The organism is Roseovarius sp. MMSF_3359 (assembly GCF_030733385.1).
Lineage (GTDB): Bacteria > Pseudomonadota > Alphaproteobacteria > Rhodobacterales > Rhodobacteraceae > Roseovarius.
This window is the reverse complement of sequence record NZ_JASHJC010000015.1, coordinates 70,211-82,136: the sequence shown is the minus strand read 5'-3', so window position 1 is coordinate 82,136 and position 11,926 is coordinate 70,211. Positions and strand designations below refer to the sequence as shown.

Genomic DNA, 11,926 nt, shown 5'->3' with positions numbered 1-11,926 from the left:
TTTTAACGGCCTCGTTTTTGCAAAGGAAATCTCAAAACTATGGCCGTAACAAGCCAGGACACAACAGTTCTGGAGTGTAGTTATGCGCGTTCTTTCCCTTGCCGCAGCGGCGGTGATAGCCCTTTCAACCATTGCCCGGTCGGATACGACAACCCTGACCCTGGCCACCGGCGATTACGTCCCCTTCACCGGGGAGAACCTGCCCGATGGTGGTGTGGTCAACGGTATTGTGCAGGAGGTTGCGGCGCGCTCGGGTATTGATGTGGAGTTCGAGTACATGCCGTGGAAACGCGCGTTGGAAGCGACCCGGCAGGGGGCATATGACGGGACGTCCTACTGGTATTACAGCGAAGAACGCGAGGCCGATTTCATTCACGTGGGCCCGCTGGTGGAAGAACGGCAGGTGTTTTTTGCCATCGCCGGCCCCGAGGTTCCCACCTGGTCCGAGCTTGAGGATCTTTCCGGTCTGCGGATTGGGGTTGTCCCCGGCTTTACCTACACGCCCGAGCTTTGGGAGCTGGGCGAAAGCGGTGTGCTGACTCTGTCGGAAGCCACATCGAACGAGGCCAACATGCGAAAGTTGCTCGCCGGTCGCATTGATGTCTTCCCGCATAGCGAGATGGCCGGCTGGCACCTGATCCGTGAGACATTCACCGAAGAAGAGCAGGCCCGTTTCGTGGTTCTGGACAACACGTTGAGCAGTTCCGATGGCTACCTGCTCATCTCGCGCAACATGCCAAATGGTGAAGAGGTCGCAAAAGCCTTGCAGGCTGCGGTCGATTCCCTGATGGCCGCGAATGCCAACTGAACACCGCTGAACCGAGTTGGCAAAGGTCATGGACATATCCGGTCGCGCCACGAGGCCGCTCAGCAAAGTGTTGTTGAAGATAACGCTTCTGCTGACGCTCGTGCTTGGCATGCTGGCGGCACTGACTCAGCTTGCCATTGACCTACAACAGGAAAAGGATGCGGTCGAGGCGTCCGCGGATGCTTTCCTGGACAGTACCGTGCCCTCGGCGGAATCGGCGGTCTACAACTTTCATGATGCCGCCGCCGAACAGGCCGCGACCGGCCTTTTCACGCAGCGCGCCATCCGCAAGGTCCAGATTTTCAACGGCGATCAGTTGATGATCGAGCGCGAGCGTGTGCTTGAGGCGACGTTGCCGACATTTGCGCCGATGTCTTCGGCCGACGAGACCGAGTTGACCCGGGAATTGCTCAACCCCGAAGTGGATACCCCCGAGGTGATCGGGCGGATCACGGTGGTCGTCGACCGTTCCATCGTCCCACCGGCAATCGTGAAACGGATGGTGTCCTATTTTCTCCTGGCGACAATCAAGAACCTGCTCTTTGGTGTGGCCCTTGTCGCCTTGGTTTACGCGGCCCTGGCGCGCCACATCATCCAGATTGCCGAAGTCACGGCGCGTTGGCGCCCTGGCTCGGGTGTCATTACGACCCCGGCACCGCCCAGATTTCTGCAGGGGACGGAAATCGAACTGTTGGGATCGCAGATTGCCGCCATGTCGGGCAACGCTGAATCCGCAATCAACACGCTTGAGCATTCCAGCCGTGAAGTCAGGAAGAGCAATACCGAGCTCAACCACCGATCAACGCTCCTTTCCGAGGCTGTAAAAGCACGAACCGAAGAGCTGAACGCCGCCAATCGCGCCCTCAAGCGGCAGGCGGATTACGATGCCTTGACCGGGCTTTACAATCGCGGCGCATTCGACCGCCGATCTGAACGGTTTGTCCTGGATGCTTCGGCGACCGGGGCGTCGGTCGCGATCATCATGATTGACGTGGATCAGTTCAAACCGTTCAACGATCACTACGGCCACCAGGCAGGGGATGACTGCCTGAAACGTGTTGCCAAGGCCTTGGGCAGCCTGTCGGATGGCGAAGATATCCTAGTTGCGAGATATGGTGGTGAGGAATTCGTCTGCATGATCCGCAATGGCGGCCGCGAAGCGGGCGAAAAGCTGGCGATGGCGGCCCATCGGGCGATTGCCTCCCTGGCGATACAGCATGAACGGTCCAGCGTCAGTGACATCGTCACCGCGAGCATCGGTCTTGCATGGGAAAAATGCGTGCCATCTACCTCGCTCGAAGCTCTGCTCGGGGCGGCGGATGAGGCACTTTACGAAGCCAAGCACAAGGGCCGAAACCGAACCGTCCTGTCGAGTGAGGATATTCAGGACCGGGTAAAGAAACGCCGTGAGGCGGTGACTGACCTGTTGGAGGCCATCGAAGAACGTCGGTTCGAGCCGTTCTTTCAATCGCAGGTCAACGCCAGAACGGGCCGGATTGTGGGGATGGAAGCATTGGCCCGCTGGCGCAAGCCAAGCGGTGAAATCCTGGGGCCGCGGGACTTCATGCCCATCGCCGAGGAAAACGACCTGATCAGGATGATTGACGGGATCATCTATGACAAATGTGCGCAGTTCCTGCGCGATGCAGAGGCAGGGGGTATCGAGGTGCCGGGGCTTTCGATCAACCTGTCCGAAGACCATTTGAAAGACGAGGGTTTGATCGGGCGTCTGCGGGCGCTGCGCGACGGCATAGATGTGCCTGTTGCGGTCGAACTTCTTGAGACCACGACGTTGGATAAACCTTCACGGGAGATGGCCTGGACCATCGACGCCATCCGCGAGTTGGGCCTCGATATCGAAATTGACGATTTCGGCACAGGTAAAACCTCGATTGTCAGCTTGATGACCCTGCGACCATCCCGCCTGAAAGTCGCGCGTGAGTTGGTCATGCCGGCGCCCGAGCAGGACAGGAACGAAAAGCTATTGGCCTGTGTCCTTGAGATTGGCAACACACTCGGGATCAGTGTCGTTGCCGAAGGCGTTGAAACCGTTGAGCAGCAGAAACTGCTTCTCGAAATGGGGTGCAACATCCACCAGGGTTTCCTCTATGCGCGTCCTGTGCCGGCGTCCGAACAGTTGAAGCTGCTGGCCGCGCCTCCGCCGGGGAAAATGGCATCCTGAAGAGGTGCATGGCACCGCAGGTTGTCGAGAAAACTCAAACGCCTTTCAGGACCAAGGTTAACTCTAGCAAGGCTGTGCTGGCATCAAGTTGTTTGGGTAAAGCAGGGCTGCGCCACCTGCGGTAAACGAGGAAACCGCGGGAAGTGCATCTACGCTCTGGCTGAGGTCAGTCAGCGGCTCTGTTGATCCTGTTGGCCGACCAACATTACGTGTCTTTGGGCATGCCGAATAATCTTTTTTCGGCGTTGCTGGGGCATGCGAAGATGGTCTTTGGACGCGCTAAGATCCATTCCATCGGCGTGAGTCGGAGAGACTGCAAACGAGCTTAGAATTGCCCTCGAAGCACTAATTGGACAAAAAGCCCGCCAGGCTTTGTGCTTGGCGGGCTTCGGCAACGGTTATGTCTGTTCTCAACTTACTCGCGGTTTCCGAGAAGTTGCAGCAGGAACATGAACATGTTGATGAAGTCGAGATAGAGGCTCAACGCGCCCATGATCGCGGCTTTACCCAGCCATTCGGTGTCACCGCTATGCGCCATCTGCACATATGTGCTTTTGATCTTCTGCGTGTCATAGGCGGTCAGACCAGCGAAAATCAGAACGCCGAGGATCGAGATGGCGAAAGCCAGACCCGGCATCGGCCAGAACAGGTTGACGATGGACGCAACGATCAGACCGATCACGCCCATGATGAGGAAGCTGCCCCAACCCGAAATGTCTTTCTTGGTGGTGTAGCCCCACAGGGACAGGCCGGCGAAGGCGATCGAAGTGATCAGGAACACCTGAATGATCGAGAACCCGGTGAAGACCAGGAAGATCGAGCTGATCGAGATGCCCATGACCATCGCGAAGACGTAGAATACGATCTGCGCTGTTGCTGCTGACATGCGGTTGATGCCGGCGCTGAACCCGAAAACGAAAAGAAGCGGCGCGAACATCACCAGCCATTTCAGCGGCGAGGTGTAAAGCGCAACACCCAGACCGGTCAGAAACTTGTCGGCACCGATCTGATAAGCGTTCGGCACATCTGTAACCGCCAGACCCGACAGGGCCCAGGCGGCGGCAAACGTAATGAGCATGCCCACGGACATCGTGCCGTAGACCTTGTTCATGTGGGCGCGCAGACCTTCATCAATCGCGGCGGTACGCGTACCTGCGACGCCCCGGATTGTGTCAAATTCAGCCATCTAAACCTCCGATTATAAAGCTGGCAGGCCCCGAATTGAGGCCGTTGCCATCAATATCGGTCAGCAAACCCTCCTTTTCAAGGGTTTACTGGCGTGGAAACGGAGTATTTCGGCGGTCATTTTCCGTTATTTTGTTGGAAAATCCCAAAACGGACGCCGGGCTTCCGCGTCGGCCTCTTCCCGGGTGATGCCAAGATCGTCAAGCGCCTCGGTGTCGAGCCGCGCCAACGCGCGCCGCTGACGATAGAGGGCCAGAATATCCAGAAGTGAATGACGCCGCGCGCGAACCGGTCCGCAGTTTTGACGGGTGTGGGACAAATACGCCATGACATTTCCTTTCGATTTGCTGATGGATCTGCGTCTTTGCATTTCCAATGTTGATCTTTTGCCAGATTGTGTGTCATATTGAAAATGAATGTTTATGACGGATATCATCAAGGAGCGTGATGAATGCGCAATCTCGACATAACGACGCTGAGGTCCTTCGTGGCGGTATCGGATCATGGCGGCGTGACCCGCGCCGCTGCGGCGCTCAACCTTACGCAATCGGCGGTGTCGATGCAGCTCAAACGCCTTGAAGAGATGTTGGGGCTGGACCTGCTGGACCGCAGCAACCGCAAGATTTCGTTGACGCCTTCAGGGGAACAATTGCTGACCTATGCGCGGCGGCTGGTTGAACTGAATGACGAGATTGTAGGCCGCCTGACCGATCAGGTCTGGGAGGGGGAGGTTACCTTCGGTGTGCCGCACGACATCATCTACCCGGTGATCCCCCGCGTACTGAAGCAATTCAACGCGGCCTTCCCGAGGGTCCGGGTGCATCTCAACTCATCCTACTCCACCGCGCTGATCGAGGCCTATGGTCAAGGAGAGGTTGATTTGATCCTGACCACGGAAACCCTTGTGGGTCCGGGTGGCGAGACCCTGACCGAAGTGCCGCTCCGGTGGTACGGAGCGCCCAATGGGGTTGCCGGAAAGCAGCGCCCCTTGAAGCTGGCCAATTGCCGCAATTGCCTGTTCCGGGCCGGGGCCATCGAAAAGCTCGAAGAGGCCAAAATTCATTGGGAGAGCGCCATCGATTCGAATTCGGACGGGGCGATCGAAGCCACGGTCAGCGCCGATCTCGCTGTGACGACGATCCTGGAAGGGAGCGCGCCGCGGCACCTGGAACTGGTGCCAAGCTCGGCAAACCTGCCGGATCTCGGGACGCAGAAGATCAACATGTACGGGGGTCGTACGCCGCGAAACGAGTTGGTGGAGCAGCTCGTAAAGATGGTGCGGAACGGATTCTGCGTCGGAGATGCACCCGCGCTCAGCCAGGTGTGACGACGACCTTGCCGGTCGATTTCCGGCTGCGGAGCAATTCCAGCGCCTCGTCGGCGCGGTCCAGGGGCAGTACATTGCTGACATGCGGCTTGAGGCGTCCTTCCGCGTACCACTGGAGCAATGTCGTCATGCTCTGGGTCACGACCTCGGGGCGGAACTTCAGGTAACCGCCCCAGTAGAGCCCCAGGACGCTGATGTTCTTGACCAGCAGGTGATTGGCCGGAATTTGCGGAACATCGCCGCTGGCAAAGCCGATGGGCAGGATACGGGCATCCGGGTTGCTGGCGCGAAAGGCGGCCTTGAACTGATCGCCGCCGACCGGATCGTATGTCACGTCGACACCGCCAAGGGATTTGCACACCTCGCGGATGTCCTCGGTCTTGGCGTCGATCAGGTGATCGGCGCCCGCCTCCTTGGCCACCGCGAGCTTGTCAGCTCCGCGGGCGCAGGCGATCACGCGCGCGCCCATCAGTTTGCCGATTTCAACCGCGGTCAACCCAACACCACCGGCCGCCCCAAGCACCAGAAGCGTCTCACCGGGTTGCAGGCGGGCCTTGTAGTCGAGCGCCACGTGGCTGGTCCCGTAAGCGATCTGAAACGCCGCGGCATCGGTAAACGACATCTGCTCGGGCAGCTCAACGGCCCGGTCTGCCGGGAAGCACCCGTATTCCGCGAGGCCCCCCTGACCACCGAAGACGGCGATCCGTGTTCCAACCGCCGGGGCCTCGGTTTCGGGGCCGATGGCGTCAACCGTGCCGGCCACCTCCATGCCCAGGGTGAACGGTGCTTCAGGTGTGTCCTGATAGGTACCTTGCGACATCAGAAGATCCGCGAAGTTCAGCCCGCAAGCGCCTATTTTCACACGGATTTCACCCGCCATAGGTTCCGGTATCGGCAATTCCGCCACGCCGGGTGGAGCGTCAAACGAGGTGATCTGATAGGCGCGCATCTGGATGCCTTTTCGGACGGGTATCATGCAGAGAGAATTTTCGCGCGGACTTTTCCGGAACAGGCCGGGATTGTCAAACCCGTCGGCGGTTCCCACAAGGCTAACCTAAAGTATAGGTACAAGCGTAGATTGTTTCTCTTTTGGATAGGTCACGTTTTCGTATAGCAAAATTTCTTGTATTTTAATGCCACAATGTTACGTTTGCGGCGCGCTGCAGGGATGCGCGGCGTACTGAATGGTAAATATTGAACCTACCGTGCCCGGCATTTCGGGTCTCGGATGTTTGGTGTAGTTAAAGGAAGGAATAACCCATGCCGCACCCCGTCGACGTACATGTCGGAAAACGTGTTCGCCATCGTCGCTGGCTTGTTGGAATGACACAACAACAACTTGCCGAAAGCGTTGGAATCAAATTCCAGCAGATTCAGAAATATGAGACCGGCGCCAACCGCGTCAGCGCCTCCCGTCTTTGGGACATCGCCGATGCACTTGATGTCGAGGTCAGCTTTTTCTTCGAAGGGCTGGACAACGAAACGGCTGAACGAGATCAGGGAAGTGCGGTACCCTCCGACCTTCTGGGGGACAAGGAAGCTCTGGATCTGGTTCGCTCGTACTACGCGATTCCCGAAAATCAGCGTCGCCGGCTTTTTGATCTGGCACGGGTTCTCAGCGACGTCGCTTGAGGCCACATGAAAATCTGGCTACTCATGCTGCGACAGGTAGCATGAGGGCCAGTTGATTTATGGACAAAGACAACATTGTGGCCACCGCGCATGCGGTGGCAGACGCAGCCCGGCAAGCGGTGCTGCCCTTTTTCCGGTCCGAGGGGCTCTCGGCTGACAACAAGGCAGGCCAGGGGTTTGACCCGGTTACCGAAGGTGATCGCGCCACCGAACGCGCCATGCGTGATGTGCTGGCCAAACTCCGCCCTGAGGATGGTATCCTGGGCGAAGAATACGCAACACAGCATGGGACAAGCGGGCTGACCTGGGTGTTGGATCCCATCGACGGCACCCGCGGGTTCATGTCCGGCACGCCTACCTGGGGTGTTCTGATTGCGGTTTCCGATGAAAACGGCCCGATATACGGCATTGTCGATCAACCCTATATCGGCGAGCGGTTCGAAGGCGGGTTGGATCTTGCCCGCGTGGTGGGGCCACAGGGCGAGCGGCACCTGCGAACGCGCGGTGACTGCGCCCTGGCCGATGCAGTGCTCTACACGACATTCCCCGAGGTCGGCACCCCTGATGAGGGCGCCGCGTTCAAGGAAGTGGCCTCGAACGTCAAGCTGACGCGATACGGGATGGATTGTTATGCCTATGCGCTGATCGCAGCGGGGCAGGTTGACCTGGTGATCGAGGCCGGATTGCAGATCTACGACATTCAGGCACCCTTGGCCGTGGTCGAGGCCGCCGGGGGGATTGTCACCGACTGGCAAGGCGGCCCGGCGCACCAGGGTGGTCGCATTCTGGCCGCCGGTGGCCGGCAGCAACATGAGGCCGCTCTGGAAATTCTGTCACGCTTCGCTTGATCGTCTTGGGCTGCTGAGATTACTCTGGCTTTGGTCGCGCGGTTCTTACCCCTTTCCGCCGTGCGGTCCGCATCTGCGTCCGAGGGGGTTGGCGCAGCTGTGAAAGGGCTTTTCCATGCAAGAGATTGTCGTAAAGGATGCAAGCCACCTCCTGACGATGGATGACGACCGGCGGGAGTTGCAAAACGTCGATATCCGGATCAATCAAGGCGTCATCACGGAAATCGGGCCGGACCTGCAGTCCACCGGTCAGGTGATCGGCGCGCAAGGCTGCGTGGTCACGCCGGGATTGGTGAACACCCACCATCACCTTTACCAGACCCTCACCCGCGCCGTGCCGGGCGGGCAGGACGCGCTGCTTTTCGGCTGGTTGCAGACCCTCTATCCGATCTGGGCGCGCTTTGGCCCCGAGGAAATGCGGGTTTCGGCCTCGGTCGGCCTGGCGGAACTGGCCCTGTCGGGCTGCTCGCTCAGTTCGGACCATCTCTATCTTTTCCCCAATGGCGCCCGGCTGGACGATACGATCGAAGCGGCGCAGGAGATCGGGCTGCGGTTTCACCCCACCCGTGGCGCGATGAGCATTGGCGAAAGCGACGGTGGGCTGCCCCCCGATGTGCTGGTCGAGCACGAGCGGGCGATCCTTGAAGATTGCATCCGCGTGATCGACCGGTTTCATGACCCGAAAGAGGGCGCTATGTGCCGCGTCGGTGTCGCGCCGTGCTCGCCCTTTTCGGTGAGCCGCGACCTGATGCGCGATGCGGCGCTGCTGGCACGGGACAAGGGGGTCATGCTGCACACTCATCTCGCGGAAAACGACGAAGACATCGCTTATTCGGAGGCAAATTTCGGCTGCCGGCCGGGGCAGTATGCCGAGGAGCTTGGCTGGACAGGCGGGGATGTGTGGCATGCGCATTGCGTGAAGCTCGATGTGCAGGAGATTGATTTGTTTTCGAGAACCCGTACCGGCGTAGCGCATTGTCCCTGTTCGAACTGTCGTCTTGGATCGGGTATCGCACCGGTGCGACAGATGCGCGATGCGGGGGTGCCGGTCGGGTTGGGCGTCGATGGATCGGCCAGTAACGATACCGGCAATATCGTGTTGGAGGCGCGCCAGGCGATGCTTCTGCAACGGGTCGCGCAAGGGGCCGACGCGATGAGTGCGCGTGAGGCGCTGGAGATCGCGACCCGCGGTGGCGCCGATGTGTTGAACCGCTCCGATTGCGGACGGTTGGCGCCGGGCAAACGAGCGGACATTGCCATTTGGGATGTGTCGGGCGTGGAAAGCGCGGGAAGCTGGGATCCGGCCGCGCTGCTTCTGGCGGGGCCTTGCAAGGTGCGCGACCTCCTGGTGGAGGGGCGACAAGTGGTCAAGGATGGCCATGTTGTCACGATCGACCTGCCCTCGAGGATCGCGGAACAGAACCGGTTGGCGCGGCGTCTTGCCGAAGGGTGAGCGTTGCGTCGGAGTCTTCAGACAATTTTAAATGTTGGCGTCTTGTTAACGAAGGGCTGCAATGATGCTCCGCGCGCTGAACGGAGTGGGACATGCATGGATTGATCAACCGGTCGATCGAACGGTTCGTACATGACACCTATGGGGATAACACCTGGCAGGACACCATGCGGCGTCTTGATACGGGTATTGCCGAATTCGAACCGATGCTGACCTATGAAGACGAGCTGACGGTCAGGTTGATGAAAGCCCTGGCACATGTTCTGGACCGCCCGGAGGCCGATATTCTTGAAGACATCGGCACGTATCTCGTGTCGCACCCGAGTTTCGAGTCTCTCCGCCGTCTTTTGCGCTTCGGTGGCGTGACATTTGTCGATTTTCTGCATTCCCTTGATGACCTGCCCGAACGGGCGCGCCTTGCGGTTTCCGATCTGCACCTGCCTGGTATGGAGCTGCGGGAGATCACGTCGGAGTACTTTTGCCTGACCGTGCATTCCGAGCAGATCGGGATGCCCGGCTTCGGCTATGCGGTCATGGGGCTTTTGCGTGCGATGGCGGATGATTATGGCGCGCTGGTCATGCTGGAGGTGCAGGAAAATCAGGGCTGGCACGAGACGATCCAGATCAAGCTGCTGGAGGCCGCCTTCGCCTCCGGGCGTGATTTTGACCTGGGGGCGCGGGTGGGATGACCGGGATGGCAGATAGCACGGATATCGGACGGGTGATGGACGGTTTGTGCCCGATGCACGCAATTCTGGATGCGACCGGGCATATCGTCCACGCGGGCGCCAGCACCCACAAGCTGGACCCTTCGGGCGTTGTCACCGGCAAGCGTTTCCTTGAGATTTTCGAGATGAAGAGGCCGCGAAGTGCCACGTCGATGCAGGACATGATGGCCATGGCAGGGGTCAAGCTGCACCTGCAATTGCGCGCGGCACCGCGTACCGGGCTGAAGGGTATCCTGATTCCCCTCGGTCAGGCGTCTTCCTTTGGTCCGCCGGGCGGTGCGATCGTGAACCTGTCATTCGGGATCTCGATCCTTGAGGCGGTCAACGATTTCTCTTTGACCAGTGCAGATTTTGCCGCGACCGACCTCGCCGTCGAAATGCTCTACCTGGTCGAGGCGAAATCCGCGGCGATGGAAGCCTCGCGCATGTTGAACCTGCGCCTGCAAGGCGCAAAGGTCGCCGCCGAAGAGCAGGCGTTTACCGACACGCTGACCGGCCTGCGGAACCGGCGCGCGATGGATCATGTGCTCAATCGCATGATCGACACGCGGCAGAATTTTGCGCTGATGAATCTCGACCTGGATTACTTCAAGGATGTGAACGACACCCTGGGCCATGCGGCGGGCGATCACGTTTTGCAAAGCGTGGCCCATATGATGGTCAGCGAGACGCGCAGTGATGACGTTATTGTTCGCACCGGCGGAGATGAATTCGTCCTGATCTTTTCCCGCCTGAAATCGCGCGCGAGGGTTGCGGCCATCGCCAACCGTCTGATTGCCCGGTTGGAGGAACCGATCCTCTTTGGCGACAAGGAGTGCCGGATTTCCGCCAGTATCGGCGCGACGCTCAGCGGTGATTATACCAACCCGACATTCGAACAGATGCTGGATGATGCGGATGTGGCGCTTTACGCGGCCAAGAGACGGGGCAGGGGGCAACATGTGCTCTATGAACCTGCGCTGCGAGAGCCGGACGAGAGCGAAGTCGTCTACATGCCGGAGCGTCGAAGAGGGTAAGCGGCCCGCCGCGAGGGCCGCCCGCCTGTCGGGATTGTGAACGTCCCAACCGCATGCACCTTCTCGACAAGCGGCCGGTGACGGGCTAGCTCTGGAAAAAAGTTCCGGAGTTGACCTGCATCCATGACCAGAATTGCAAGATTGCTGACTGTCCTGTCACTGGTATTCCTGGGCAGTATTGCAATGGCCCGACCGGACGGTCCCGCGCCGGGGACGCCACAGGAAATCAACGCACTTGCAGCGGCAATCCGGTCCCTGGGCCCCGAGGTTGACCCGAAAGAGGCGATGCGCGCGGCCAAGGTGACATATGACTACACCTACCAGTTGTCGCAGGAGTACCAGATTACCGACGGCCCCCTGATCCACAATACCAAGGTCAATATGGGGACGCGCCCGCGGGGGCTTTGCTGGCATTGGGCGCAGGATATCGAAACGCGGCTCAAGGCCGAGAATTTCAAGACGTTGGACATGCACCGCGCGGTCGCGAACTCGTTCAACATCCGGCTTGAGCACAGCACCGCCATCATCAGCCGCAAAGGCGACGGGTTTCAGCAGGGCATCGTGCTCGACCCCTGGCGCAAAGGCGGTGTGTTGTTCTGGTCGCGGACCCTTGAGGATCGTCGTTACACCTGGATGCCGCGGGCCGAAGTGATGGCCAGGAAGCGATCGGAAAGCCGCCGCCGCATCTCGCGCGCCGGCAACAAACGCTCAGGGCAGCTTCAGGACGGTCACAAGTAACCGCCCCTC

The 11,926-nt window shown here is 59.5% G+C and carries 12 protein-coding genes; 9 read left to right on the top strand and 3 right to left on the bottom strand.

All coding sequences use genetic code 11. The features are described 5' to 3' along the window. The first annotated feature begins 82 nt into the window (after positions 1-82). Both RBB29_RS18675 and RBB29_RS18670 read left to right on the top strand, forming a co-directional pair. Positions 83-808: an ABC transporter substrate-binding protein gene (locus tag RBB29_RS18675; RefSeq protein ID WP_306115930.1), complete on the top strand. Its 726-nt coding sequence runs from the start codon at positions 83-85 to the stop codon at positions 806-808. Between the two features lie 73 nt (positions 809-881). After that, the gene (locus RBB29_RS18670) at positions 882-2,990 is read left to right on the top strand and encodes a bifunctional diguanylate cyclase/phosphodiesterase (RefSeq protein ID WP_306121201.1); all 2,109 of its coding nucleotides are present in this window, start codon (positions 882-884) and stop codon (positions 2,988-2,990) included. A 415-nt stretch (positions 2,991-3,405) separates the two neighbouring features. On the opposite strand, the gene RBB29_RS18665 is transcribed toward RBB29_RS18670, so the two are convergent. Both RBB29_RS18665 and RBB29_RS18660 read right to left on the bottom strand, forming a co-directional pair. Next, positions 3,406-4,176 carry a Bax inhibitor-1/YccA family protein gene (locus RBB29_RS18665; protein WP_306115932.1) on the bottom strand — a complete coding sequence of 257 codons (771 nt, stop codon included), beginning with the start codon at positions 4,174-4,176 and terminating at the stop codon, positions 3,406-3,408. A gap of 126 nt (positions 4,177-4,302) precedes the next feature. Next, the gene (locus RBB29_RS18660; protein WP_306115933.1) at positions 4,303-4,503 is read right to left on the bottom strand and encodes a DUF1127 domain-containing protein; all 201 of its coding nucleotides are present in this window, start codon (positions 4,501-4,503) and stop codon (positions 4,303-4,305) included. A 123-nt stretch (positions 4,504-4,626) separates the two neighbouring features. Between RBB29_RS18660 and RBB29_RS18655 the strand changes: the two genes are divergently transcribed. Continuing rightward, the gene (locus RBB29_RS18655) at positions 4,627-5,502 is read left to right on the top strand and encodes a LysR family transcriptional regulator (protein ID WP_306115934.1); all 876 of its coding nucleotides are present in this window, start codon (positions 4,627-4,629) and stop codon (positions 5,500-5,502) included. On the opposite strand, the gene RBB29_RS18650 is transcribed toward RBB29_RS18655, so the two are convergent. After that, positions 5,489-6,451, bottom strand: a complete 963-nt coding sequence (locus tag RBB29_RS18650; protein WP_306116002.1) for an NADPH:quinone oxidoreductase family protein — start codon at positions 6,449-6,451, stop codon at positions 5,489-5,491. The two genes, RBB29_RS18655 and RBB29_RS18650, sit on opposite strands and share 14 nt — an antisense overlap. A 311-nt stretch (positions 6,452-6,762) precedes the next feature. On the opposite strand from RBB29_RS18650, the gene RBB29_RS18645 reads away from it, so the two are divergent. The 6 genes from RBB29_RS18645 (at position 6,763) to RBB29_RS18620 (ending at position 11,917) form a co-directional block, all read left to right on the top strand. Beyond that, positions 6,763-7,134 (top strand): helix-turn-helix domain-containing protein, encoded by a 372-nt coding sequence (locus RBB29_RS18645; RefSeq protein WP_306115935.1) that lies wholly within the window; start codon positions 6,763-6,765, stop codon positions 7,132-7,134. A gap of 59 nt (positions 7,135-7,193) precedes the next feature. Next, on the top strand, positions 7,194-7,982 hold the full coding sequence (locus RBB29_RS18640; RefSeq protein ID WP_306115936.1) for an inositol monophosphatase family protein: 789 nt from the start codon (positions 7,194-7,196) through the stop codon (positions 7,980-7,982). A gap of 115 nt (positions 7,983-8,097) precedes the next feature. Then, positions 8,098-9,435 carry an 8-oxoguanine deaminase gene (locus RBB29_RS18635; protein WP_306115937.1) on the top strand — a complete coding sequence of 446 codons (1,338 nt, stop codon included), beginning with the start codon at positions 8,098-8,100 and terminating at the stop codon, positions 9,433-9,435. A gap of 92 nt (positions 9,436-9,527) precedes the next feature. Next, positions 9,528-10,124, top strand: coding sequence for a heme NO-binding domain-containing protein (locus RBB29_RS18630; RefSeq protein WP_306115938.1), 597 nt, complete (start codon positions 9,528-9,530; stop codon positions 10,122-10,124). A 5-nt stretch (positions 10,125-10,129) separates the two neighbouring features. Next, positions 10,130-11,179 carry a GGDEF domain-containing protein gene (locus tag RBB29_RS18625; RefSeq protein ID WP_306115939.1) on the top strand — a complete coding sequence of 350 codons (1,050 nt, stop codon included), beginning with the start codon at positions 10,130-10,132 and terminating at the stop codon, positions 11,177-11,179. 123 nt (positions 11,180-11,302) lie between these two features. After that, positions 11,303-11,917, top strand: coding sequence for a hypothetical protein (locus RBB29_RS18620; protein WP_306115940.1), 615 nt, complete (start codon positions 11,303-11,305; stop codon positions 11,915-11,917). Positions 11,918-11,926: the final 9 nt, after the last annotated feature.